This window comes from Ensifer sp. ENS10, assembly GCF_014852025.1.
GTDB lineage: Bacteria > Pseudomonadota > Alphaproteobacteria > Rhizobiales > Rhizobiaceae > Ensifer.
On sequence record NZ_JACVAS010000001.1, the window covers coordinates 986,355 to 1,010,948 of the forward strand.

The following is a 24,594-nucleotide window of genomic DNA, read 5'->3' on the forward strand; positions in this document are numbered from 1 at the left end:
GGGGGCCGGTGCCTATGTTCCCGCTCACAGATTTACCTGACGAAATCCCATGCCAAGAGGAGATGCCCACATGGCTTTCGAATTGCCGAACCTTCCCTACGATTACGATGCGCTGGCGCCCTACATGTCGCGCGAGACGCTCGAATACCACCACGACAAGCATCACCTCGCTTACGTGACCAACGGCAACAAGCTTGCTGAAGAAGCCGGCCTTGCCGACCTGTCGCTCGAGGAAGTCGTCAAGAAGTCCTATGGCACCAACCAGCCGCTGTTCAACAATGCCGGCCAGCACTACAACCACATCCACTTCTGGAAGTGGATGAAGAAGGGCGGCGGCGGCACCAGCCTGCCGGCCAAGCTCGACGCGGCCATCAAGTCCGACCTCGGCGGCTACGACAAGTTCCGCGCCGATTTCATCGCTGCCGGCACCGGCCAGTTCGGCTCGGGCTGGGCATGGCTCTCGGTCAAGAACGGCAAGCTTGAGATCTCCAAGACTCCGAACGGCGAAAACCCGCTCGTTCACGGTGCTTCGCCGATCCTCGGCGTCGATGTCTGGGAACACTCCTATTACATCGACTACCGCAACGCCCGTCCGAAGTACCTCGAAGCCTTCGTCGACAGCCTGATCAATTGGGACTACGTGCTCGAAATGTACGAAGCCGCGGCCAAGTAAGTCGCTCGTTTTCCGTGCATGACGTTTGGACCCGGCGCTTGCGCCGGGTCTTTTCATTTGGGCTGCGCTCCGGCAATAGATGGGTCAGGCCGCGGTCGGTGGCGTTTTCCAGGCGCTGACCCAGAGTTCCCTCAGGCGGTTGCCTTCGCCCGGGAAATACGCGCCCGCCGCCTCGCAATGTTCGACGCGGTCGGCGCGGAAATTGCGGATAGCCTGCCGCAATTCGCACCAGGCAACGATGTTGGCAGTTTCGGAATAGTAGATCAGCGCCACGGGCCGGATCATCCGCTCCGTCGCGCGGCCGAGTTCGTCGCGATAGTTGAGTTCGAGCTTCTGCTCGTCGCGGATCGCCCGGCGCACCAAAGCGAGATCGATGCCGGCGGGCGAAGGGGCGATCGTTCCCCAGGCATGCAGCGCCTGGGAACGGAAGGCGAGCCGGAGCGGCTCGGGCACCGCGGCAGTGATCTTCTTGTTGACGCGGCCGGCTGCCGCCTTCAGTTCTTCGTCGCCGGTCCGTGAAAGCAGCGCCAGCGCCACGGCGATCGCTTCCGTTTCTTCGATCGAGAACATCAGCGGCGGCAGGTCGAAACCGGGCCTGAGGATATAGCCGATGCCGCGGCCGCCCTCGATCGGCACCCGCATCGCCTGAAGTGCTGCGATATCGCGGTAGATCGAGCGCACCGTCACCTCCAGCGTCTCGGCCATCGCCGCGCCGGTCACGGGCTTTCGCGCAAGCCTGAGGATCTGGATGATCTCGAAAAGCCGTGCCGCCTTGCGCATCGAAAACCGCTCCCGTCGTCAACGCTCCTGACAATACCTTGTCAGTTGCCCGGATTTATACCATCAGCCAACGAATTGAAAAAACAGCAATTCGTATAGAGAAATGAAAAATCAGGCGACGGACAACTGACATGACCTACACGGAAAATCTCTGGCTCTTCTTCACCTTGCTGTTCGGCATCATCATCGTGCCGGGCATGGACATGGTCTTCGTTCTGGCGAACTCGCTGACCGGCGGCCGGGCCTCCGGCCTGTCGGCGACGGCCGGCATCATGGCGGGCGGCGTGCTGCACACGCTCTATGCGGCGCTCGGGGTCAGCGTCATTCTGCATCTGGTGCCTGGTCTCTTCAACGTGCTGCTCGTCGCCGGTGCTGCCTATATCGCCTGGATCGGCTTTTCGCTCGTCAGGAGTTCGATCACCATCGGCGGCATCGAAGGCTCGGGGAAGCTCTCGCGCTGGGCGAGTTTCCGGCAGGGTGCGCTGACGAGCCTGATGAACCCCAAGGCCTATCTCTTCATGCTGGCGGTCTATCCGCAGTTCCTCAAACCCCAGTTTGGGCCGATCTGGTCGCAGGCTCTGGTCATGGCCGCAATGATCGCGACAACGCAGCTCGCGATCTATGGCGGCCTGGCGCTTGCCGCCGGCCGCGGTCGTGATTTCCTGGTTGGCAGCCCCGGCGCAACGATGTGGATCGGCCGCGCCGCCGGCGTGGTGCTCATTCTGGTCGCGGCGTTCACCATCTGGCAGGGCTGGGCGAACTGATGTCCATCGTGGCCGCGAGTGAAGTATAAACATGATTATAAATGTCATATTTATACTTCTGACCGGTCGAAATCCCGGAAATACGAGGCGATCATTGGAAATTCTGCTGTCGTAACAAGCACATCAAAAAAATGTTACTTCCGCAGAATAATCAAGATGACATCATGCCGGCGCATTGGACATGAAGGCTTGCCAGGCAGATTCGCCAAACAGATTTGATTGACCGGGAGAACCTGATGAAAATACGCGCACTGATGTTGGCTGCCGCTCTTGCGGGCCTGGGGGTTACTGCCGTCACGGCAGCCGACGAGCCGCAGGTGGTTCGTCAGCAGCTGATGAAAAAGGTGGGTGCGGCGACCGGCGCGCTTGCCGGCATCGCCAAAGGTGAGAAACCCTATGACGCCGAGGTCGTCAAAGCGTCGCTGACGACGATCAGCGAAACGATAAAGACCTTCCCTGACCATTTCCCGGCCGGTTCGGAGACGGGGCATGAGACCGAGGCGAGCCCGAAGATCTGGGTAAACATGGATGACTTCAAGGCCAAGGCCGCCAAGCTCGGCACGGATACCGCGACGGTTCTGGCACAGCTCCCGGCTGACCAGGCCGGAGTCGGCGCGGCCCTTGGCGGCATCGGCAAGGACTGCGGCAGCTGTCATGAGAGCTATCGCCTGAAGAAGGATTAAGGGGCGGCGACGTCGCATCATGTTGACTAGGGAGGCACGCGACTTCGAGCCGCGTGCCTCTATCTGCATTTAGAGCCGGCCCGCCTGCGGCTAGGCATGAGGGGTGACAATGGGGCGTCGCACGAGAAAGCTGATTTCGGGTCTTGTGGTGCTGGGCGTCGTGGGTGGAGCAGCCTTCTGGTGGCTGACGAAGCCGGCGCCGTGGAGTGCGTCTCATTGGGAGGGGCTCGGGGAACCGGATCTTGCCAACGGCGAACAGGTTTTCTGGGCCGGCGGCTGCGTGAGCTGTCACGCCAAGCGGGGCGCCGAAGGTGACGCTCGCCTCGTTCTTTCCGGCGGCGCACCGTTGAAGAGCCCGTTCGGAACCTTCCATGCGCCGAACATCTCGCCTGACGAGACCGCCGGCATCGGCGGGTGGACGCTTGCGGACTTCGGCAATGCGATGACCCGCGGCGTGGGACGCAACGGCGAGCATCTCTATCCGTCCTTCCCCTATGGCTCCTATACGCGCATGACGCCCAATGACGTCAACGATCTCTGGGGTTTCATGAAGACCCTGCCGAAGAGCGCTTACGTGGCGCCGCCGCACGAACTGCCGTTCCCCTACAATATGCGGGTGGCATTGGGCGGCTGGAAGCTGCTGTTCCTGACAGACAAGCCACGCGTCGCGGTGGACGCCAACGATCCAAAGCTTGCCCGCGGCCAGTATCTCGTCGAGGGACCGGGCCATTGCGGCGAGTGCCATACGCCCCGTAATGCGATTGGCGGTTTCGAGCCCGATCAGTGGCTGGCCGGCGCGCCGAATCCGGAGGGCCAGGGCCGCATCCCCGACATCACACCCGGTTCCAAGAGCATCGGCGGCTGGAGTGCATCAGATATCGCCTCCTATCTGGAAACCGGCTTCACGCCGGAATTCGATTCGGTCGGCGGCTCGATGGTCGAGGTGCAGAAGAACATGGCGAAACTGACGCCGGCCGACCGGGAGGCGATTGCCGCCTATCTCAAGGCGGTCCCGGCGCTCTGACCCTTGATCTTCGCGTCGAGGCGCGCTCAACTCCTTCTGCATGCTTTCCCCGATCGTCACCGGTTGAGGGGAAAAACATGCAGGAATTCAAAGTGCTGCAGCGACCTTTGTGCGTCAAGAGGGGCGCGCGTTGCTGCAGGACAACGAGGAGGAGACTGAATGCGCCCACACGAAACCGTGCCCTATGACCAGTGGATCGAGCGCAGCCCCGAGGAGATGGCGACGCGTGCCGCCGACTTCTACGACGAGATCAACCGTCGGCGCACCACACGCTATTTCAGCGATCGCACGGTGCCGCGGGAGGTGATCGAAACCTGTCTGAAGGCGGCCGGCACGGCGCCGAGTGGCGCCAATCATCAGCCCTGGCATTTCACGGTCATCGAGAGCGCCGCGATCAAGGCCGAGGTGCGCCGCGCGGCGGAAGAGGAAGAGCGCATCTTCTATCGGGATAAGGCGCCGCAGGAATGGCTCGACGCATTGGCGCCACTGGGCACGGACGAGGACAAACCTTTCCTTGAGACCGCTCCCTACCTGATCGTCATCTTCTCGCAGAAGCGCGGCGGCCCCAATCCGGGCGACCTGAAGAAGAACTACTACATCAACGAAGGTGTCGGCATCGCCACGGGTATCCTGATCACGGCGCTGCATCATGCCGGGCTCGCGACACTCACCCATACACCGGCGCCAATGAATTTCCTCAATGAGATCTGCGGCCGACCGGAAAGTGAAAAGCCGTTCCTGATCCTGGTTGTCGGTTATCCCGCCCCGGATGCGACCGTTCCGGTCGCCGGCAAGGTGAAAAAGCCGTTGGATCAGATCTCGAACTGGCTCTAGAGCATCCTGCCCTCAAGTGGAATCGCTGTGGGCAGAAAGATGCTCTAGAATCAAAGTGCTAGAGCGACCTTTGTGCGTTCATAAGAACGCACGGCGCTTTAGCGCAAGTCTCAGCCGACGCTGCCGCTTTCATTCGTCCGATGCTCGTGTCCGTAGAGCGCGAGAAAGCCGTCGAGTTCCGTCGAGCCAAGGCCAAGTCCGTGCAGGATCTCGCCGGCAAAACTGATCGGCGCGGTTCCGGCGGCGGTGACGACATGGCCGCCGCGCAGTGCCTGCGGCTGATCGCGATAGTGCGGCCCACCGCGATAGCCGGGCAGCGCCGCAAGGCTTTCGGCGCTGTTGCCGGTGTGGTCGATGCCGTTGAGAAGACCGCTTGTGGCGAGCGCATTGACACCACCGCAGATGGCCGCGACCACCCGCTTGTCGCGATCGAAAGCGCGGATCGTTGTCGAGAGATCAGGAGCCTCATTCGTGTCCCAGATCGATCCGCCGCAGATCACCAAGCCATCGAAGCCCGCAGGATCGAGCGCGTCGATCGACAGATGCGCCGAGACGTCGAGCCCGCCCATCGACGTCACGCGTGCGCCGTCGGCTGTGGCGACCTCGACATCGATGCCGAGATGGGTGCGCGCCGCCGCCATCAACAGCGCACATTCCCAATCGGCGAAGCCTTCACAGAGCACGATTGCAAGACGCATCGTTCGATCCTCATCCAAGCTTCTGCATATAGCGCATGCCGGTCACCGGACGAGGCACGAAGCGTTCGGATTCGTAGAAATGATGCGCCTGGAAGTTGCCCGTGGCGGCGCTGACCGAAAGGAAGTCGCAGCCGGCCATCTTCGCCTGCTCGCGCGCCTTGGCAACGAGGTGACGGCCGATGCCGGTGCCGCGGCTTTCAGGGCGAACGAAGAGGTGATGCAGTTCCATGCCGCGTGCACCTTCGGCTGCCCGGTAGATCGGCACCAGGATCGCATAGCCGATCAGCCGATTGCCGGCCTCGGCAACGAGTGCCGTGATCCAGGGCGTGCGGCCGAAGAGATCGCGCTCGAGCTGTTCGGGCGTGATCGGCGCGGCATCGCCGTGGTGGGCGGCAAGCTCGGCGATCATCTCGCGCAGTTCCGGCAGGTCGCGCTGCTTGGCGCAGCGGATCGTGACCATCGGTGGCCGCGTCGACGGGACCGGATGAAGGGTAGGGATGGCGGTCTGTAGCATGTCTTGGCTCCTCGGGTTTTCTCGCCATCAGGAGCCGGAAAAACAAAAGCCGCCTGATGGCGGCCTTGTTGAATATGATCAGCAGGCCGCTCCTATCGGAACAGCCAAAAATACACGCGGCAAATGGGTGCGTTCTTGATCATGGGCGCTAGATTGTTCGTTTTCGCGATTTTGTCAACGGGAATTTTTTCGCGCGAGCGACGGTGGCTCGGCAGTCTCAGTGCTCGTTTTCGCACATCGAGTGGTCGGCCAGGGCCCGGATCACATAGCAGTCGCCCACCGTATGGTTGCCGTCGCAGGCGACGATGCGTTCCAGTTCCTGCTCCAGCTTCTTCAGCCGGGCGATCTTCTCGCGAACGGTCGCCAGATGTTCGCTGGCGATCCGGTCGGCTTCGCCGCACGGGCGTTCCGGATGCTGGCTGAGGGCGAGCAAGTCGCGGATGGAATCGATCGACAGGCCGAGGTCGCGCGCATGGCGGATGAAGGCAAGTCGCTCGAGCTCGCTCTTCTCATAGCGCCGCTGGTTGCCTTCGGACCGTTCGGGTGCCGCGATCAGCCCCATCTGCTCGTAATAGCGGATCGTCGGGATTTTGACGCCGGTGCGCCGTGAGAGATCGCCGATGGAATACATGCTCGCCTCAAACCTATAGCTTCTGGAGCAATAGATAATGACACGCTGTCGGGTGTCAATGGCAGTGGGAGGGAAGGGCCCATCTAGGCCCTCCCGAATGCCGAGACTGTGGCGTCGGCAAATCCTGGCCTGACCTACTCGAACAGCGCCAAGCTCAGCCATCTCCCGGCCGAAGGTCGCTTTGCGCGCCGGGCTCGCGGTTACAATCCATAACCGGACCGAGGCAAGCCGGACCGGCAATTCCGCTTGCTCAGAGGATGTCATCGCCGCCGTTCGCGATGTCCGTAGCGGCGTCATCACGTTGCTTTTCGACACCCATCGCACGTTCGATCGCCTGGCGGACTTCGTCCTCGACAGCCTTGCGCTGATCGGGATCCATCGCCTTGAGGTCTTCTTCACTGAGACCAAGCGATTCCAGGATCTGCGCGCGGATCTGTTCCGCCAGGCTCATCTTCGCGCGCTTCAGGAATTCGTCGCTGACCGAGTTGCCTGAGGGAGCCGCCCCTTCCTGGTCCGTGATCGAGGCCGTGCCGGTTTCGTCGCGGGTCGCGGTCGCCCACAAGGCGTTGGAGAGCGCATTCAACGTCGACGGCGGCGCAATCGTCGGGGCTTGGCGCGGGCGCGCGTCGGTGCCGGTCTCTTCTATCGGCGAAACCGTACCCATCTGCTGGCGGCGTTGGGAGAAGTAGTAGTTCGAGATGCTGTTGTCGATCTTCATGGGAAACCCCCGGAATCTGTCGTCCGGGGGAAGCTGCTTTTGCGGGCTTGCGCGGAGCTTGCCCATGCAACCTTCTAGCGAGAATTAGGGATGATTCTCGCACCTCAAGGCAGGGTGTAGGCGATGATGTAGTCGCCGGGCCTCGTGCCGACCGAGCCGTGGCCCCCGGCGACGATCAGCACATATTGCTTGTCGCCGACCGCGTAGCTCATCGGTGTCGACTGGCCGCCGGCGGGCAGGCGTGCTTCCCAGAGCTGGCGGCCGGTCGTCAGGTCATAGGCGCGCAGATAGTCGTCGACCGCGGCGCCGAGGAAGGCGAGGCCGCCCTTGGTGATCATTGGTCCGCCGATGCCTGGCACACCTACCTTGAACGGCAACGGCAGCGGCGTCATGTCCTCGACGGTGCCATTCTTGTGCTTGTAGGCGATCTTGCCGGTTCGAAGATCCGCGCCGGCGACATAACCCCATGGCGGCGCCTGGCAGGGAATGCCGAGCGGCCCGAGGAAGGGGCCCATAAAGACGCCATAGGGCGCGCCGTCGTTGCGGTTGAGGCCCTGTTCCGATCCCTTCTCGTCCTGTCCCTTTGGCGGAACCTGATCGCGAGGCACGAGACGCGAGGTGAATGCAAGGTAGGTCGGCATGCCGAACATCACCTGCCGTTCCGGATCGATGGCGACGGAGCCCCAATTGAAGGTGCCGAAGTTGCCGGGATAGACGAGCGTCCCTTCGATCGACGGCGGCGTGTAGCGCCCCTCGTATTTCAGCGACCGGAACGCGATGCGGCAGGCAAGCTGGTCGAAGAGCGTGACGCCCCACATGTCCTTCTCCTGCAGCGGCGCAGGCATGAAGGTGAGGCCGGAGACCGGCTGCGTCGGCGCGGTGAAATCCTCAGCGATCGCTCCGCCCGGCGCCTGAACCTCCTCAACGGGGATGATCGGCTCGCCGCTCCTGCGGTCGAGCACGTAGATATCGCCCTGCTTCGTCGGCCCGACCAGCGCCGGCACCACTGTGCCGTCTTCCTTGGTGATGTCGAGCAAGGCCGGTTGCGCCGGCACGTCCATGTCCCAGAGGTCGTGATGCACGGTCTGGCGCACCCAGCGCACGGCGCCGGAGTTGATGTCGAGCGCGACGATTGACGACGAGTATTTCTCGACGTGCTCGCTGCGGCCCATGCCCAGCTGGTCCGGCACCTGGTTGCCCATGGGGATGTAGACCAGGCCGAGGCCCTCGTCGTAGCTGAACACCGACCAGCTGTTTGGCGAGTTGGTCGTGTAGGTCTGGCCCTCGGGAAGGGGCGTCGTTACATCCGGGTTGCCGCTGTCCCAGTTCCAGATCAGCGCGCCGGTGTTGATGTCGAAGGCACGGATGACGCCGGATTGTTCCTGGGTCGAGTAGTTGTCGTTGACGGCGCCGCCGATAATGAGCTTGCCGGCAACGGCCACCGGTGGTGACGTCGAATAATAGTAGCCGGCCGGATTGTACTTCATGCCCGTTTCGAGATGCAGCACGCCGTTATCGGCAAAGCTGGTGCAGACGGAGCCGGTCGCCGCGTCGAGCGCGATCAGGCGCGCATCGGAGGTCGGCAGGTAGACCCGCTCGGCGCAGGGGCTGCCCGGCGCGGCAGCCGGATCGGCCCAATAGGTGACACCGCGGCAGGTCTGATGCTGGCGGTCGGGGTTCATGCCCGAGTTGGAATCATACTTCCATTTTTCCTCACCGGTTGCGGCATCGAGCGCGATCGCCCAATTGTGCGGCGTGCAGGCATAGAGCGTGTCTTTGATCTTGAGCGGCGTGACCTGATAGGTCGTCTCCCCGACGTCGTCGGGCCGTTTGACGTCGCCTGTCTGGTATTGCCAGGCAACCCTCAGATTGCCGACATTGTCCGGCGTGATCTGATTGAGCGGCGAATACCTTTGACCGAACGGCGTGCGCCCGTATTGATGCCATTCGCCCGGAGGCACCGAACCTCCCAGCGGCGGGTTGGCGGCAACGACATCGCTTGGCAGATCGCCGCGGATATCGTGCTGATCCAGCATCAGGGCATAGCCCGCCACGCCGATCGAGATGAGTATGGCGATCGCCAGCGGCCAGGCGCTCACCGCATAGCGCTCGCCCGTAGGGCTCTGGAAGCCGAGTGGCTGACGGACGGCCGGCAGCAGCAGCCAGAGCCCCAGAAGCACGATGACGCCGCCGCGCGGGCCAAGCTGCCACCAGTCGAAGCCGACTTCCGAGATCGCCCAGCCGAGCGAGCCGACGATAATGAACGCATAGAGCCAGATCGCCGCCGATTTCCGCATGAACAGGAGCACGGCCGTCAGCAGGAAGCCGATACCGACGACGAGGTAGTAGGGGCTGCCGCCGAGTATCAGCAGCTTGGCCCCGCCGCCACCGAGCACGAGGCCGATGAGAGCGAAGACGATGGCCGTCAGGATGAGCATGATGGAAACTCCCGCATTGAAGAACGGTGCCGCGGCACGGTTTTTTCCATAACGCCGGTCCCCGTTCGGGGCCGCGTGAGACAGGTCGGTTTCGGAGTTGGCGGTCGCAAGCAACTTCGCGGCAGCCTGGCGTGGAATGGCGCGTTTGGCACCCTTACCGGTAGCACCTAACGCGCCGCACCTGCCTTTCAATAGCCACAATTCCGCAGCGCGGAAATTTAGAGGCATGCGATGGGGTTGTGCTCAAGGCGCCGAGGTAGCTGAAGGCAAGGCGGACATGCGCTTCGGCTCGGCCCGCTGCCAGAGAAAGCGGCGCTGCCTTCGCAGCGCGCAAAAACAAGAAGATAGAGCGTTTCGGTGAATCAATACCGGAGGAACTGTGCGGGATCGCTTCAAGGCGACGTTGCATTAGCTGGCTTGCTTCAGGCGGCGGTCAAGTGCCGCAGAAGGTTCGCTGCACTTCCTCTTCGGGCTTTGGCGGCTCCTGGTAGGCGGCAAATTGCGGTTGATCCTCGGAGGGCTTCGCGGTGACGTCGATCAGCGCTTCGAACAGCGAAAAGTCCGCGTCGTCGGTTGCCGCCGCGATCGCCTGTTCGATGCGGTGATTGCGGGGGATGTAGGCGGGGTTCACGGCCTTCATCGCCGCCGAGCGCGCTTCGGGCGTTGCCGTTTCGCGGGAAAGCCGTTGGCGCCAGTCCTGAAGCCATGGCTGGATTGCCTCGGCCGAGGCAAAGGTAGCGCTGACCATCGCATCGCCTGCCGGATCGCGGGCACTGTCGCACAGCCGCCGGAAGGTGAGAGTGAAATCGGCCTCGCCTTTGTGCATGGCGGTCAGCAGTGATTGCACGAGATCGAGATCGCTCTCTTCGCTCGTGGCCAGTCCGATCTTGGCCCGCATGCCGTCCAGCCAATGGCGCTGGAAGATTGCGCCGTATTCGCCGAGCGCATCGTTGGCCAGTTCGACCGCCGTGTCCGCATTATCGTCGAAGAGCGGCACCAGGGTCTCTGCGAGGCGGGCGAGGTTCCACTGGCCGATGCCGGGTTGGCTCGCATAGGCATAACGGCCGATCTGGTCGATCGAGGAGAACACCTTCCTGGGGTCGTAGGCGTCCATGAAGGCGCAGGGGCCGAAGTCGATCGTCTCGCCGGATATCGTCATGTTGTCGGTGTTCATTACGCCATGGATGAAACCGACATGCAACCAGCGGGCGATCAGCTCCGCCTGGCGCGCGGTCACCGCCTTGAAGAAGGCGAGATACGGCCGGTCCTTGTCCTTGATGTCGGGATAGTGCCGGTCTATCGCGTAATCGGCGAGGATCTTCACCGAAGCCATGTCGCCGCGCGCAGCGAAGAACTGGAAGGTGCCGACGCGCATGTGGCTCGCGGCAACGCGCGTAACGATGGCGCCGGGCAGGATCTGTTCGCGATAGACGGGCTGGCCGGTGACGACGGCCGCCAGCGCCCGTGTCGTCGGGATACCCAGGGCAAACATCGCCTCGCTGACGATATATTCGCGCAGCACCGGCCCGAGCGCCGCGCGACCGTCGCCACGGCGTGAAAACGGCGTCTGGCCCGGTCCCTTCAACTGAATGTCGCGCCGCGTTCCGTTTCGATCGATCACTTCGCCGAGCAGGATCGCCCGGCCGTCGCCAAGCTGCGGCACGAAGGTGCCGAACTGATGGCCGGCATAGGCCATGGCAAGCGGTTCGGCGCCAACAGGCACATGGTTTCCGGAGAAGATCTGTGCACCTTCGCGCTCGAGTGCGGCGACGTCGAGCCTGAGCTCCTCTGCCAGGGACTTATTGAGCTTGATCAGCCAGGGTTCGGCAACAGGGGTCGGCTCGACGCGGGCGAAGAACTGCTGTGGCAGCCGCGCATAGCTGTTGTCGAAGACAAAGGCTTCAGCATTTCCGGTCGGTGAGGGGGGAGCGTAGTTCATGATCAAGCGGTCAACGGCGTCTGCCGGGATAACCCGGGGCCGTCCTTTCCGCCCAAGTCTACACGAGATCACGATGATTGTGGGTCGGCGCGGCCAAAAATCATCGTGATCGATTCTTGGAAGTGAGCGGGATGCGGGCGGAAAGCCGCGCACGCATTCCTCATCCCTAACACTATGGCTTTGCGGGAGCCCAAAAACGCGGCGCCCTCCCGCGATTACTCGCGAGAGGGCCGGGAGGGCGAGGCCCCGTGCCTCAGGCGCTCAGCGCCGTCGGTGGAAGGCAGGCCTCGCAGATTGCCGCGATATGGCGATGATCGGTGCCGCAGCAGCCACCGAGGATGCGCAATCGTGGCAAATGCGCTGTCAGTGTTCTGTACCGCTGCCCGAGGTCGGCGGGATCGCCGGCATCGAGCGTTTCGCTATTGTCGAGTTCAGCATGGCTCATCATCGAGGCGTTGGCCCGGATGCCGGCAATGCGTTGCGTCCAGGTGCCTTCGGCGTCGAGGATTGTTTCGAAGTGGCTCGGATGGGCGCAGTTGATCATGTAGTAGTGCGGATAGCCGCCGGTCGCAGCGTCGACGGTCTCGATTGCTGTCTGAAGCGTGCGGCCGTCCGGTAGCCGACCATTTGTCTCCACCGTGAAGGAAATGGCGCAGGGCATGCCGTGGCTCTGGGCCGCACGGGCAATGCCGGTCGCTTCGTCGATGCTGGTCAGCGTATAGGCGCTCACCATGTCCGCATCGCTGACGGCAAAGGCCGAGATTTGCGGCGAATGGTAGTCTTCGGCCTCGTCAGGGCTCATACGGCCCAGGCGGTAGCCGTCGCCACGCGGCCCGATCGCCCCGCTGAGCACGATCGGTGCCTGCGGGCGCTCATATTCGCCGCGCAGTTCCGCAAGCATGTAGACGGCATTCTGGTTTGTGACGGCCAGTGCCTCGTCATTGTAGCCAAGCTTTACGCCCCAGTCCGAGCTTGCCCGCCATGTGGGCGTATCGAGCACGAAGCCGATGCCATGTTGCTGAGCGATCGCGAGGTAGCGCGCGTAGTAGCTCAGCAACCGACGCCGCCCATCGGCGGTCGAAAGCAACACGAAGGCTGCGAAGTGTGGAAGCGTGACGCCTTCGTGGAAAATCAGCGTCGTCTCCATGCCGCCGTCGCTCAGGAACAGCCCACCCTTCAAGAGTGGCAGGCTCCGTCGGTATTTGGCCATGTCGGTCTCCACCGGTTCAGTCTTGCTGATGGGGCTCGGGGACGCCTCCAATCCCGCAGAACCACGTAAATTACTGCCTTTTTATCGTCTTCTAAACTAGACGACTTAAGGTATACTATTGCTAATATATCCGCATATTGTAGCGAAATCAGTCACTTACTGCGTTGGTTCCGTCACGGCGTCGTCGGCTGATGGCCCCTTCGTTGTCGGAAACCGCACCAATGGTAGGGCAGCCGCTAATGCGAAAGGGTGAGGAAACGCGAGCGAGAATCCTCGACACCGCGGAGGCGGCGGTGCTGGCGAAGGGTTTCGGCGCGACCTCGATCGACGAACTGATCGCCGAGATCGGCATTACCAAGAGCGGGTTCTTCTACCATTTCCGTGACAAGAACGAACTCGCCCGGGCGCTGCTCGAACGCTACATCGAGAACGACGAGCGCATCTACGATGAGATCTTCGGTCGAGCCCATCAGTTGGCCGACGACCCGCTGCAGGCGTTCCTGCTCGGTTTGAAACTGCTGTCCGAAACTCTGTCCGACCTGCCGAACGGCCACCCCGGATGTCTGGTTGCGGTGATGTGTACCCAGGAGCGCGCCTTCGATCGCGAGATTCAGGAAATCAACCGGCAGGCGGCGTTGGCGTGGCGTCGACGCTTCGGCGCGATGTTCGCGGAGATCATGCGCGTCTATCGGCCCCGCGAACCGCTGGATGTCGATCAATTGGCCGACATGGTTTCGACCGTGCTCGAAGGCGGCATCATCCTGTCGAAAGCGCTGAAGCAGCCCGAAAGCCTGCCGCAGCAGTTGCTCGTACTCCGATCCCTGGTCCGGCTGCTGTTCCAGCCGGCCGCCGCCTAACCTTCCATCTCAAGCGCCAAAGCGGCGAGCTTGCGCACCGTATTGAGGTTGCGCGCGGTGCCGGCCTTTGCCGCCGGCAGCTTGAGCTTCGAACGTCCCGAGCCATTGGGGAAATGAATGTAGATTTCGTGTCCAGCCAACCGCACTTCCTCATCATCCGGGGCGACAAGCTTGTCGAGCGCGTCCGCGGGTGCGGGCTCCGAGAGGAACACGATGTGCAGCAGGTTGGGTTTGGCGTCCGGGAAAGGGGCGCGATCGGCGATCGCCTGCAATTGTGCGCCGGTCCGGACCATCACGCCCGGCGCCTTCCCAAACTTTTCGAGAAGGGCGCCGTCCAGCATTGCTGCTGCTTTGGCTGCCGGCAGATCCGAGCGGAACAGGACGTTGCCGCTCTGGATGTAGGTCTTGACGTCGGCAAAGCCGAGCCCCTCGCAGATTGCCTTCAGGTCTGCCATGGCGAGCGAAGTCGTGCCGCCGACATTGACGGCACGGAGCAGGGCGACATGGACGGGCATGGCAGTGCCTCCTAGATCACGATGATTTTGGGTCGGATCGACCCCAAATCCATCGTGATCGATTCCATAAGCTAGAGCGGGATGCGGGCGGAAAACCGCATACACTTTTCCTCATCCCGCACTGGTTACATCCTGCCGGCGACCTTGATCGCAAAGGCATACTCGAAGGCGATCTCTTCGAGCCGCTGGAAGCGCCCGGACGCGCCGCCATGGCCGGCATCCATGTTGGTCTTCATCAGGATCGGTTCGCTGCCGGTGGTCTTCTCGCGCAGCCGCGCGACCCACTTTGCCGGCTCCCAATAGGTGACGCGCGGATCGGTGAGGCCACCGAGCGCGAGGATCGCCGGGTAGGACTTTGCGCCGACATTGTCGTAGGGCGAGTAGCCGGCGATGATGTCGTAGAATTCGCGGCTTTCGATCGGGTTGCCCCATTCCGGCCATTCCGGCGGGGTCAGCGGCAGCGTGTCGTCGAGCATGGTGTTGAGCACGTCGACGAAGGGCACGGCGGCGATGATCCCGGTGAACTTCTCCGGAGCCATGTTGGCGATAGCGCCCATCAGCATGCCGCCGGCCGAGCCGCCCTCGGCAACGATCTTTGCGTAGGATGTGAACTTCTGCTGATTCAGATAGTCAGCGGCGGCGATGAAATCCTTGAAGGTATTGGTCTTCTTGGCCATCTTGCCGTCTTCGTACCAGGCAAAGCCGCGATCCTTGCCGCCGCGAATGTGGGCAATGGCGTAGACGAAGCCGCGATCGGCGAGCGACAGGCAATTGGTGTTGAAGCCGGCCGGAATGGTGATGCCGTAGGCGCCATAGCCATAGAGCAGGCAGGGGGCGGAGCCGTCGAGCGGCGTGTCCTTGCGATAGAGCAGCGTCACCGGCACTTCAGTGCCGTCCCAGGAGGGGGCGAAGACGCGCCGGGTGACATAGTCGTCCGGGTTGTGGCCGGAAGGCACCTCCTGGGTCTTCAGCAGCGTGCGTTGACGCGTCGCCATGTCGTAGTCGAAGAGCTGCGACGGCGTCGTCATCGAAGAGTAGGAGAAGCGGATGACGTCGGTATCGTATTCGGCGGCACCCGAAAGGCCGAGCGAATAGGCCTCTTCGGCAAAGGCGATCGCATGTTCCTCGCCGGTCTTTCGGTCGCGGATGACGATTTCCGGCAGACCTTCACGCCGCTGCAGCCAGACGAGATGACGGGCATAGGCCATGTGGCTGAGGATCAGCGTGCCCGGCTTGTGCGGCACCACCTCGCGCCAGCTCTCTTTGCCCGGTGCATTTACCGGCGCTTCCAAGATCTTGAAGTCCTTGGCGCCGTCGGCGTTGGTCAGGATGTAGAAGACGTCGCCGCCCTCGGTCATCGAATATTCGAGACCGGTGACGCGCTCGGCGACGAGCTTCGGTTCTGCCGTCAGGTCGCTGGTCGAAAGCAGCCGATATTCGCTCGTCTCGTGGTCATGGATGTCGATGTAGATGAAGTCGTCGAGCAGCGAGCCGCCGACAGACATGAAGAAGCCCGGATCGTCCTCTTCATAGACCAGCCGGTCGTCCGCCTGGCTGGTGCCGAGCACGTGATGGAAGATCTTCGATGGCCGGTGGTTGTCGTCGAGCACGGTGTAGAAGAAGCTCTTGCCGTCCGGCGCCCAGGCGCCGCCACCGCCGGTGTTCTCGATGATATCGGTCAGGTCCTCGCCGGTGGAGAGATCGCGAACCCTCAGCGTGAAATATTCCGAGCCCTTGTCGTCATAGCCCCAGATGCCGAGGCTGTGGTCGGTCGAGTGGTCGAGGCCCGCGAGGCGGAAATAAGCCTTGCCCTCGGCCTCCTTGTCGCCGTCGAGCAGCAGTTGGCGGATCGCCTCGTCCTTGTGGTCGCCGTTGCGCGGAATGCGGAAGTAACGCGGCTGCTCGCCGCCGGTGACATAGGCGTGGCCGTAGGCAAACGGGCCGTCCTTGACCGGTATCGAGCTGTCGTCTTCCTTGATCCGGCCGCGCATCTCGGCAAACAGCGCCTTCTGCAGCGCCTTCGTGTCGTCCATGGCCGCGTTCATATAGGCGTTTTCCGCTTCCAGGTGCTTGCGGATTTCCGGATCGAGGATCGAGGGATCGCGGAACATCGCTTGCCAATTGTCCGCGCGCAGCCAAGCGTAGTCATCGGTGCGGGTAATGCCGTGGCGCGTGTCGCTCACCGGCTTTTTTGCGGCGACGGGAGCTTTGGGGAGGTTGCTGAATACGGACAAGATGCGTCTCCGGGATCAATGCGGCGGGAGACAATGAGATAGAGAGCCTGTCGAAAGCGATCAAGCGCAAACGAGCCGCCCAACGGATGTTGGCCATCGGGCGGCTGAGTTGCCCCTTCCTCCTTTGGTGGAGAAGGGGCCTCGTTCAGCTAGGACTTTTCCCCGACCTTTCGCCGGTATTCGTCAACCGGCAGTCCGCCGACACCCCAGTCTTCGAGCGCTACTTCGTCGATGACGACGAAGGTGGTGGCGGGGTCCTTGTTGAGCACCGTTTGCAGCAGATCGGTCACGCCCTTCATGAGGGCGGCCTTCTGTTCGGCGGTCGCGCCCTCGCGGGTGATCTTGATGTTTACATAGGGCATTTGCATCTCCTCATTTCGCGGGCTTGATGTCGTAGTGGAAGACCTTGGCGATGATCTGCCAGCGGCCGTCTACGAAGACAAGAGACAGAAGATCGGTGAAGGCCTTTTCGCCGATAGCGCATTGAACCTTCGCAAGTGCCGTCACCGGTCCCGCAAATTCGATCGAAAGGATCCGGTCGGCGCGCTCCTCGCCACGGCTTTCGGGCGAGGGACGCTTGTCGACAACAGGGAAATACCTGTCCATGTCGAGTTCCAGCAGGGTGCCGTCCGTCGCCGTAGCGTAGAGTGCCTTCGGATGGAAGACCTGCTTGAGGATGCTGGTGTCACTTCGGTAGAGCCCATCGAAGTAGCCTTGCAGCACCTCGACGATGGCGGCGAATTGCGGATCGTTCGGGGCGCCACTCATGCCGCGATCAGCCCTTCGGCTTGCATTGCCGCCTGCACGGACGGGCGCTGGCCGACCCGTTGCATATAGGCTGTCAGGTGGGGCCAAGGGCCAAGCGAAATACCCGTGACGCTCGTCCAATTGACGACGGTGAAGAGATAGGCGTCGGCTACGGAAAAAGCGTCTCCGAGCAGATGGGCGCGCCCATCGGATAGCAGCGTCTCGACGTTGCCGAGGCGTTTGCCGACCTGCGCTGCGGCGGCTTCCTTTGCGTCGGCGCTCGCCGTCTTGCTGAACAGTGGCGAGAACGCCTTGTGCAATTCGGAAGCGATGAAGTTCAGTTGCTCCTGCAGGCGAGTGCGCTCCAGCGTACCGTTGGCGGGCGCCAGCCCGGCCTCAGGAAAACGGTCGGCAATATATTGCACGACGGCCGCACCCTCAGTGACGACGTCGCCGGTTTCCAGCACCAGCGCCGGCACATAGCCTTTGGGATTGATCGCCTTGAAATCGGCGCCGCCTTCGGTGAGGTTGGTCGTGGTGTCGACCTTGACGATCTCAAAATCGACGCCGGCCTCGCGCAGGCTGATATGGGGCGAGAGCGAGCAGGCGCCGGGGGCATAAAAAAGCTTCATGGCCAAATTCCTTTTGCAATGGTGGTCTCTGTCGAAGACGGGCGGAACCTAACCTCAGGCGATAACTTTTGTATATGAGATAACTTTATGTTACCGATGTTTCCGGTTTCCCCGCGGTAACTGGAGAATTTTGCCCATGAGCTTGAAAATTCGAAAGAATAGGGCCGCCCCCTTGCCGCCTACCTGCCCGGTCGGCGAGTGCATGGTCATGCTCGGCGGCGCCTGGGCGCCCAACATCATCTGGTATCTGAGCGGCGGTCCGCGTCGCTTCAGTGAGCTCAAGATTGATATCCCCGGGATATCGGCGAAGGTGCTGAGCACACGACTGAAGGAGATGGAGGAGAAAGGCGCGATCGAACGGCGGATCGTGCCAACGTCACCGCCTTCGGTCGAATACAGGCTCAGCGACCTCGGTGAGGAATTCGTGCCGGCGATCCATGCGATCGTCGAAGTCGGCAATAAACTCAAGCTTCGCCGCGAGGCAAAGCTCGCGGAGGAAGCCGACCAGCAGAATGTCCCGCAGGCGGTGCCCGCCTTATAGCGTGGCTACCGGGCGATTGTGACGGCTACCACCGGCCCTTGAGCGACTGCACCGCATGGTCGATGAACGCCCGAACCTTCGGTGTTTCCGCCTGGCGATCGGCAAAGCAGGCATAGAAGTCGAAGGGCTCGTGGTCGGTGTTGGCAACGCCTTCGCGAGGTGCGCCGCCAAACAGCGGCACGACCAGGCCGCGCTCCATCAGCGGCGCTGCGATAAAGGCTCCGAGGCGGGTGATGCCGGCGCCGGCGATCGCCATTTCGGCAAGCGTGTCGATGTCGTTGCTGACGATCGTCGCTTTCAGTTCCGGCTCGAAGCGCAAGCCGTCGCGGGTGAATGCCCAGCGAAAGATGCGGCCGTGCCCGGCATAGCGATAGACGAGGCAATCGTGGTGGATGAGGTCTTCCGGCCGTTGCGGACGGCCGCGCCGCTCCAGATAGGATGGCGCGGCGCAGATGATCATCGGCACGGAAGCAAGCTTGCGGGCGATCAAGCCCTGTTCCAGTTGCAGACCGAAGCGCACGCTGATGTCGATCCCTTCGCCGATATGGTCGATCTCCCGATCGGTGACGACGAGTTCGATCGAGACATCGGGATATTTGGCAGCGAAGGACGGCACCAGGGGTGCCACGACATGGCGGCCGAAGGCGACAGATGAAGCGATCTTGAGCGGTCCGCGCGGTTCGGCGTTGAGCGCCGAGACGGCAGCGGCTGCAAGCTCCAGTTCATGAACGACACCGCGTACCCGCTCGTAATAGATCCTGCCGCTCTCGGTGAGCCCGAGCTGGCGGGTTGTCCGGCTGAGTAGCCGACTGCCGAGCGTACGTTCAAGCCGCGCAATGTTCTGGCTTGCCGATGCGGGGGTGATCCCCAGCTTTCGCGCGGCCGCGGCGATGCTGCCCTCTTCGACGCTTCTGACGAAACTCTCCACCCCGCGCAGCGTGTCCATAATCCCATCCATCGAATATTGGTATCTATTCGATGGTTTTGCCTATTTCTGAAGGAGGCTGCAATGGCCTACATCGCCGCAGCGCGATCCGTATAAGTTCGGTCCGAAGCGAGGGGGTGGTCCCCTCGGTCATCTCAGGAGAGCTTCTGATGGAAGACACCCTATCGGCTCCGCGGATCGCGCGTCGCCGCAAGTTGCCGCCCCGAGCGGCGCCCATCGCCTTTGCCTTCTTCATGTCGGCGATCATGGCGTTTCTGATGTGCTGCGTCATCGTCGGCGCCAACACAGGCATCGATGCCGGTTATCCGGCCCGCGTGCTCAGCTCCTACGGACTGGCAATGCCCGTCGCCTTCATCTGCGTGCTTCTCGTGCGACCGCTCGTTGCCAGGCTCGTCGGCGCAGTCTGCCGCCTGCCGGTCTGACAGGGCACCGTCCCGGAAACCGGGAGGGGCGGTCCCCCGCATCGCCGGTGACCACCCGGTCACCTTCGAGTGCCGTCAACCAGAATAGGTCAACCCGATCGGAACAAAGAGAAGCCACGCCCAGCTGTCCGGGCGTGGCTTGCGCGTTATCGGCAACGGGCCGCGGCGTTGCCCTGGTCGAGTTTGGTAGCGTTGACTGTCAGCACCGAGCCGGGCGACTGGGTGATCGTTCCCGCCGACCAGCCGTTGTCGAGCAGGCAATCCTTCGGCGTGTTGGTGACGCTGACATTGCCCGTAATGTCCTCGGTCGGACCGGAGAAGTAGAGGCCCGCCTTGCCGGCCTTGTCGACCGTCATGTTCTTCAGCACGATGTCGCGCACCGGTCCTCCCAGGAACTCGTATTCGTTGCCGTAGATGTAGGCGCCATAGGTGCCGGCATTGGTAACGGCGACGTCCTGAAGCGAGATGCCCGAGACCGGATTGAAGAAGATGCCGGCATTGCGCGTGCCGTCGACCGTCAGGCCCTTTACGTTGACGTCGGTGGTCGTCGCATCGAGGTTCGGGCTGGAAACGAGCATCAGGCCGTTGATGCCGCCCATGAGCCGCATGTCGTTGATGGCGACATTCGAAGTGCCTTGGAGCACCACGAGATCCATGTCGCGATCCTGCTTGGAATTGTCGACCGAGACACGATCGAGTTTGACATCCTTGCCTGCGACGAGCAGCACACCTTCGCGGCGGGAGTTGCTGATCGTCACGTTGTCGATCGTGACGTTTTCCGTGCCGGTGACCAGCTCATAGTCTGTCCGGCCGACCTTCCTGAATTCGCCGCCGGCAAAGACGCCGTAGGTCACCTTGTCGATCGAGGTGTCGCGTACTGTCACGTGGCGGCTGCCGACGGAGCTGACGGCGGCAAAGGGCGCCTTGTTCGGATTGTAGATCGAGAATTCGCAGGTCGTGTTGTTTTCGCAGATGAAGAGATCGTGGATGCGGCTGTCCTGAACCAGCGCGCCATTGACCCGCGTAAAGCGAACGCCGTCGTGATTGGTGGCGGAAATATCGACGTTGTCGATCGTCACGTTCGCTGCATCGGTCGCCGAGATGCCGGCGAGACCGCCGCGGACCGCAAGCGACGAGACCGTGCTGCCGCTTGCCATCGCGATCACGTCCTGGGCCGGATTGTAGCCGGTGATCGTCGTGGCCGCGCCGTCATTGACGAAGGTGGCCGTCGCGCCGCTTCTTGTGCCGCGCACGGCAAGCGCACCGCCGCCGCCGAGAAGTGTCTGGCCGTTGCCGAGTGCGAGCGCTTGGTCGACGCCGAGATTGCCGTCGGTGAGGATCAGCGCGTTGGCGCCCGCAGCTCCGATCAGGGCGTTGATATCAGAGGCACTGCCCGAAGCCGAGGAAACTGTGACGACCCGTCCGGCGTTGCGGCCGCTGTTGGCGAGCTGGGCCGCTTCGATGTCGCCGGTGGCGCCTGCGTGGGTGTGGATCCTGGTCGACCTTTCGACACGTTGCGTCATCGGGTCGAAGGCGTTGCCGGTCGAACCGGTCGCTCCGAACGGAATGCGCAGCCGGGCCATGACGGCGCCCTTGAGCTTGTCCTCGTTGTCATAGGTGCCGGTGACGCCGAGCGAAACCGTCGAGCCGTCGGAGAGGCCGGGCAGGTCGGCGAAGGTCAGCTCCGCACGCAGCTTGGCGCCGAACATGTCGTCGAGGTTGCGGCCGCCATACCAGTAGCTGCCGCCGAAGACCTTGAGCTGCACCTTGGAGTCTTCCTCGAACACCGGCAGCCGGCCGCCGATTTCGGCATCGATGCCGCGCCGCGCCCGTTCCTTGCCTTCCTGGAAGACGAGCACGTGGTCGCGCACGTAGGCCGTATTGAACGCGCTGAGTGATTTGGCACCCGTCAGCGGCAGGTAGAAGTTGCCGCGCATTTCGAGGTCGCCGCTCAACGCCTCAAGGCCGCAATCGCGCCGCGTGTATCGATGAAAATCGCATTGCCCGAATCGAGCACGAAGGGCAGGAAAAAGCCGCCACTGGCACCCGAACCACCGCTGAAGAAGCCGCCTTCGATCTCCGCCTGGGGGCGGAAGTCAACGGCCAGGGCAGGGCTTGAAAGCAGGGTGCTGCTTGCCAGGGCAGCTATAAAAATATTCTTATTTTTCATATCATTAACTCCGCATGTATGTGGCCTTGGGCGAGGCCACTTGGGCATGCGGTTAAGATATGTGAGTAAAATACTCAAGTTTATTGATCGACTAAGCAGCGGCTATCCAGCGACGTGTTGACGCAGGACTTCAAAAAGCTTCATCCGCAACTTTAGGAATATATAGTTCTCTGTCGGCATGCCGCCCGCCAGTCGGCGGGCGGGAGCGATCAGATAGTGGCTAGCCTTTGAGCGCCGCGATGTTGTCCTTGGCGTAGGTCTCCACGCTGCGCGGCTCATGGCCCGTCATCGTCTTCACGTCGCCGGTCGGTTTGGCGACCCAGCCCTCGCGCACCGGATAGAAGATGGAGGCAAGGAAGCGGGCATAGTCCGCCGGCACGCCGGCAGCTGTCAGAATGTCAACGAAGGTATCGTCGTCGACCGGTGCATAGGCGATCGGTTTGCCGGTGACGCGCGACAGGATCGCGGCGGCTTCGTCGTAGCTCAGCGCCTCCGGGCCGGTGAGATTGTAGGCGCGTCCGTTGAAGGCGTCGCTCGTGAGGGCGGCTGCCGCACATTCGGCGATGTCGCGCGTATCGATGAAGCTCGTCTTGCCCTCGGCCGCCGGCACGGCGATAGCGCCATGGCGGATGCCCTCGATCCAGTAGGTCTGGAAGTTGTCGGAGAACCAGTTGGGGCGAAGGATGACGAAGGGCGCGCCGGTCTTTTCGACAAGCAGTTCGAGCTGGCGGTAGGGGATCTTGTCATCCGCGTCGACGCCGATGACGGTCATCAGCACGATCTTGATGCCGCGTGCGGCAGCAGCGGTGACGATCGGGCCGAGCAGGCTCACCGGGTCGAGGTAACCTCCCGGCGTCAATACAAAGATGCGGTCGACGCCATTTAGCGCAGGCCCAAAGGTCGCGGCGTCCTGGTAGTCGAAGGCGACGGCTTCGGCGCCTTCGACCGGCGTCGCTTTGCGGGATGCTGCCTTGACCGTTTCCCCGGCTGCGATCAACGCGCGCACCACCTTGCTGCCGATCGTTCCATTTGCCCCGAGAACCAGAATCTTGCCTGCCATCGTCATGCTCCTTAGTATCAAAATGAAACCATATTGCGGATGGATACTAGATATAAATCCAGAAAAATGCTGTAAAGGAGGCAGGTTTTGGTGACATGGTTTCCGGCCGGAAACCGCCGTGGGGGCGTGCCTGATGGAATACGACGTCTATATCCAGACTTGCCCGACCCGCTTGGTGCTGGACCGGCTTGCCGACAAATGGGCGGTCCTGGTGCTCGGCAAGCTTGACGAACAGCCGGTGCGCTTCAATCAGCTGAAGCGCGAGATCGATGGCATTTCGCAGAAGGTGCTGTCGCAGGTTCTAAAGAAGCTGGAGCGCGACGGTCTCGTCAGCCGCAGCGTCTATGCTACCGTGCCAGTGACCGTTGAATATGCGATCACGCCGCTTGGCCGCACGCTGACGTCGACGGTCGCCGCCCTGACGCGCTGGGCCGAAGACAACATCGAGGCGGTGCTGGAGGCGCAGCAAAAATACGACCGCAGCGCCTGAGGCGGCTGCGGCCGACGAGTTGCCGCAGACATCATTCGTCTGCAGCCCGGGAGAGAGGGGTCAGGCGACCAGCTTGAGGCCGATGCCCCAGGGGTCGATGAGGCTGTAGCCATCGCCGGCGCGGTTGACCGGAATTTCCAGCGCATCGAGCTTGGCAAGCGCCGCGGCGCGTTCGGCCGGGTCCTTGTACTGGATCGTATAGTCCGAAAGCCCGGTCATATGGCCTTCGCGCTTCGGTGCGCCACGCGAATTCCAGATGTTGGCGGCGACATGGTGGTGGTACTTGCCCGAACCGAAGAAGCTCGCGCCCGGATAGCGTGCCATCAGCCCGAGCCCCAGCACGTCGCGGAAGAACGCGTCGGCTTCGGGGATGTTGGAGACCTGCAGATGGATATGGCCGATGGCGGTTCCATCAGCCATGCCGTCCCAATTGTCCTTGGGTGCTTCGTCATAGAGCGCCTGGAGATTGAGCGGCAGCGTGTCCATGCCGACGGTGCCGTCGGGGTTGAAGCTCCATTCGGAGCGCGGCCGGTCACGATAGACCTCAATACCGTTGCCTTCGGGGTCGGCGAGGTAGATCGCTTCGCTGACCAGATGGTCGGAAGCGCCCTGTAGCCTGGTGTTGTTGTGGGCGGCGTGGGCCAGCCAACGGCCGAGCTCCCCACGATTCGGCACGAGAAAGGCGTTGTGGAAGAGACCCGGCGCATTGCGGGGTGCCCTGGCAGCGTTGCCCTCGGTTGTCAGGCTGAGGAGCGGGTGGCCGGCAACGCCGAGCGTTTCGCCGCTTTTGCTCGTTTCGATCGGCTTCAAGCCCATGATTTTCTGGTACCAGGCCGAAACAACGGGCAGATCCCGGACGACCAGATGTGCGTGGTCGACATGCGCAGGCATGGCAAGGGCGTGTTCGGTCGGGGTATCCGTCATGTCTGCCTCCTTGGGCGTCGAAACCGTAGCCGCTCTGCCGGCCCAGTTTCGTTGAAACTGTTGTCAGGAATATGGGCCGGCTCGTCCGTTCACGGAAGCCCGTCAGTCGCTTGATGTTGTGTTCGATGAGCGTTGACAGTGGTTGCCGTC

The 24,594-nt window shown here is 62.4% G+C and carries 27 protein-coding genes; 9 read left to right on the forward strand and 18 right to left on the reverse strand.

Going from position 1 to position 24,594, the window contains the following annotated elements:
• The first annotated feature begins 70 nt into the window (after positions 1-70).
• Complete coding sequence (locus tag IB265_RS04770; protein WP_057250491.1) at positions 71-673, forward strand: superoxide dismutase; 603 nt, start codon at positions 71-73, stop codon at positions 671-673.
• Between the two features lie 84 nt (positions 674-757).
• On the opposite strand, the gene IB265_RS04775 is transcribed toward IB265_RS04770, so the two are convergent.
• Entirely contained in the window at positions 758-1,453 is a 696-nt protein-coding gene (locus IB265_RS04775; protein ID WP_057250489.1) for a YafY family protein, read from the reverse strand.
• 131 nt (positions 1,454-1,584) lie between these two features.
• On the opposite strand from IB265_RS04775, the gene IB265_RS04780 reads away from it, so the two are divergent.
• The 4 genes from IB265_RS04780 (at position 1,585) to IB265_RS04795 (ending at position 4,758) form a co-directional block, all read left to right on the forward strand.
• Entirely contained in the window at positions 1,585-2,217 is a 633-nt protein-coding gene (locus IB265_RS04780; RefSeq protein WP_057250487.1) for a LysE family translocator, read from the forward strand.
• A 236-nt stretch (positions 2,218-2,453) separates the two neighbouring features.
• Positions 2,454-2,900, forward strand: coding sequence for a cytochrome c (locus IB265_RS04785; protein WP_057250485.1), 447 nt, complete (start codon positions 2,454-2,456; stop codon positions 2,898-2,900).
• 109 nt (positions 2,901-3,009) lie between these two features.
• On the forward strand, positions 3,010-3,924 hold the full coding sequence (locus IB265_RS04790) for a cytochrome c (protein ID WP_057250483.1): 915 nt from the start codon (positions 3,010-3,012) through the stop codon (positions 3,922-3,924).
• A 159-nt stretch (positions 3,925-4,083) separates the two neighbouring features.
• Complete coding sequence (locus tag IB265_RS04795) at positions 4,084-4,758, forward strand: nitroreductase family protein (RefSeq protein ID WP_057250481.1); 675 nt, start codon at positions 4,084-4,086, stop codon at positions 4,756-4,758.
• 110 nt (positions 4,759-4,868) lie between these two features.
• Here the strand turns inward: IB265_RS04795 and IB265_RS04800 are convergent, their stop codons facing one another.
• The 7 genes from IB265_RS04800 to IB265_RS04830 form a co-directional block, all read right to left on the reverse strand.
• On the reverse strand, positions 4,869-5,456 hold the full coding sequence (locus IB265_RS04800; RefSeq protein ID WP_057250479.1) for a DJ-1/PfpI family protein: 588 nt from the start codon (positions 5,454-5,456) through the stop codon (positions 4,869-4,871).
• 10 nt (positions 5,457-5,466) lie between these two features.
• Positions 5,467-5,970, reverse strand: coding sequence for a GNAT family N-acetyltransferase (locus tag IB265_RS04805; RefSeq protein WP_057250477.1), 504 nt, complete (start codon positions 5,968-5,970; stop codon positions 5,467-5,469).
• Positions 5,971-6,187: 217 nt separating this feature from the next.
• Positions 6,188-6,601, reverse strand: coding sequence for a helix-turn-helix domain-containing protein (locus IB265_RS04810; RefSeq protein WP_057250475.1), 414 nt, complete (start codon positions 6,599-6,601; stop codon positions 6,188-6,190).
• Positions 6,602-6,851: 250 nt separating this feature from the next.
• On the reverse strand, positions 6,852-7,319 hold the full coding sequence (locus IB265_RS04815; RefSeq protein ID WP_057250473.1) for a hypothetical protein: 468 nt from the start codon (positions 7,317-7,319) through the stop codon (positions 6,852-6,854).
• Between the two features lie 104 nt (positions 7,320-7,423).
• Positions 7,424-9,757, reverse strand: coding sequence for a glucose/quinate/shikimate family membrane-bound PQQ-dependent dehydrogenase (locus IB265_RS04820; protein WP_210334387.1), 2,334 nt, complete (start codon positions 9,755-9,757; stop codon positions 7,424-7,426).
• A 433-nt stretch (positions 9,758-10,190) separates the two neighbouring features.
• Positions 10,191-11,696, reverse strand: coding sequence for a YdiU family protein (locus tag IB265_RS04825; RefSeq protein WP_058320517.1), 1,506 nt, complete (start codon positions 11,694-11,696; stop codon positions 10,191-10,193).
• 253 nt (positions 11,697-11,949) lie between these two features.
• Positions 11,950-12,906, reverse strand: coding sequence for a homocysteine S-methyltransferase family protein (locus IB265_RS04830; RefSeq protein WP_057250471.1), 957 nt, complete (start codon positions 12,904-12,906; stop codon positions 11,950-11,952).
• Between the two features lie 239 nt (positions 12,907-13,145).
• Here IB265_RS04830 and IB265_RS04835 point away from each other — a divergent pair, with 239 nt between their 5' ends.
• Entirely contained in the window at positions 13,146-13,763 is a 618-nt protein-coding gene (locus IB265_RS04835) for a TetR/AcrR family transcriptional regulator (RefSeq protein ID WP_057250469.1), read from the forward strand.
• On the opposite strand, the gene IB265_RS04840 is transcribed toward IB265_RS04835, so the two are convergent.
• The 5 genes from IB265_RS04840 to gstA all read right to left on the reverse strand — a co-directional run bounded on the left by IB265_RS04840 (position 13,760) and on the right by gstA (position 17,891).
• A complete protein-coding gene (locus IB265_RS04840) occupies positions 13,760-14,278 on the reverse strand; it encodes a DUF1697 domain-containing protein (protein WP_057250467.1) in 519 nt (172 codons plus the stop codon). The two genes, IB265_RS04835 and IB265_RS04840, sit on opposite strands and share 4 nt — an antisense overlap.
• Before the next feature lie 125 nt (positions 14,279-14,403).
• Complete coding sequence (locus IB265_RS04845) at positions 14,404-16,512, reverse strand: S9 family peptidase (protein ID WP_057250465.1); 2,109 nt, start codon at positions 16,510-16,512, stop codon at positions 14,404-14,406.
• A gap of 149 nt (positions 16,513-16,661) precedes the next feature.
• The gene (locus IB265_RS04850; RefSeq protein ID WP_057250463.1) at positions 16,662-16,874 is read right to left on the reverse strand and encodes a 4-oxalocrotonate tautomerase family protein; all 213 of its coding nucleotides are present in this window, start codon (positions 16,872-16,874) and stop codon (positions 16,662-16,664) included.
• Positions 16,875-16,884: 10 nt separating this feature from the next.
• On the reverse strand, positions 16,885-17,280 hold the full coding sequence (locus tag IB265_RS04855) for a nuclear transport factor 2 family protein (RefSeq protein ID WP_057250461.1): 396 nt from the start codon (positions 17,278-17,280) through the stop codon (positions 16,885-16,887).
• Positions 17,277-17,891 (reverse strand): glutathione transferase GstA, encoded by a 615-nt coding sequence (gene gstA, locus IB265_RS04860; protein WP_192494641.1) that lies wholly within the window; start codon positions 17,889-17,891, stop codon positions 17,277-17,279. The genes IB265_RS04855 and gstA overlap by 4 nt, the downstream gene beginning before the upstream one ends.
• A 136-nt stretch (positions 17,892-18,027) precedes the next feature.
• Between gstA and IB265_RS04865 the strand changes: the two genes are divergently transcribed.
• Complete coding sequence (locus tag IB265_RS04865) at positions 18,028-18,432, forward strand: helix-turn-helix domain-containing protein (protein WP_057250457.1); 405 nt, start codon at positions 18,028-18,030, stop codon at positions 18,430-18,432.
• Positions 18,433-18,457: 25 nt separating this feature from the next.
• Here the strand turns inward: IB265_RS04865 and IB265_RS04870 are convergent, their stop codons facing one another.
• The gene (locus IB265_RS04870) at positions 18,458-19,378 is read right to left on the reverse strand and encodes a LysR family transcriptional regulator (RefSeq protein WP_057250456.1); all 921 of its coding nucleotides are present in this window, start codon (positions 19,376-19,378) and stop codon (positions 18,458-18,460) included.
• Positions 19,379-19,527: 149 nt separating this feature from the next.
• Here IB265_RS04870 and IB265_RS04875 point away from each other — a divergent pair, with 149 nt between their 5' ends.
• Complete coding sequence (locus IB265_RS04875; RefSeq protein WP_057250454.1) at positions 19,528-19,800, forward strand: DUF2798 domain-containing protein; 273 nt, start codon at positions 19,528-19,530, stop codon at positions 19,798-19,800.
• Positions 19,801-19,946: 146 nt separating this feature from the next.
• On the opposite strand, the gene IB265_RS04880 is transcribed toward IB265_RS04875, so the two are convergent.
• The 3 genes from IB265_RS04880 to IB265_RS04890 all read right to left on the reverse strand — a co-directional run bounded on the left by IB265_RS04880 (position 19,947) and on the right by IB265_RS04890 (position 23,030).
• On the reverse strand, positions 19,947-21,737 hold the full coding sequence (locus IB265_RS04880) for a right-handed parallel beta-helix repeat-containing protein (protein WP_156414632.1): 1,791 nt from the start codon (positions 21,735-21,737) through the stop codon (positions 19,947-19,949).
• Positions 21,738-21,751: 14 nt separating this feature from the next.
• Positions 21,752-21,970 (reverse strand): hypothetical protein, encoded by a 219-nt coding sequence (locus IB265_RS04885; RefSeq protein ID WP_057250451.1) that lies wholly within the window; start codon positions 21,968-21,970, stop codon positions 21,752-21,754.
• A 220-nt stretch (positions 21,971-22,190) separates the two neighbouring features.
• The gene (locus IB265_RS04890; protein WP_057250449.1) at positions 22,191-23,030 is read right to left on the reverse strand and encodes an SDR family oxidoreductase; all 840 of its coding nucleotides are present in this window, start codon (positions 23,028-23,030) and stop codon (positions 22,191-22,193) included.
• A gap of 133 nt (positions 23,031-23,163) precedes the next feature.
• On the opposite strand from IB265_RS04890, the gene IB265_RS04895 reads away from it, so the two are divergent.
• Positions 23,164-23,520: a helix-turn-helix domain-containing protein gene (locus tag IB265_RS04895; protein ID WP_057250447.1), complete on the forward strand. Its 357-nt coding sequence runs from the start codon at positions 23,164-23,166 to the stop codon at positions 23,518-23,520.
• A gap of 60 nt (positions 23,521-23,580) precedes the next feature.
• Here IB265_RS04895 and IB265_RS04900 read toward each other — a convergent pair whose 3' ends face one another.
• Positions 23,581-24,444, reverse strand: a complete 864-nt coding sequence (locus IB265_RS04900; RefSeq protein ID WP_057250445.1) for a VOC family protein — start codon at positions 24,442-24,444, stop codon at positions 23,581-23,583.
• Positions 24,445-24,594 lie beyond the last annotated feature (150 nt).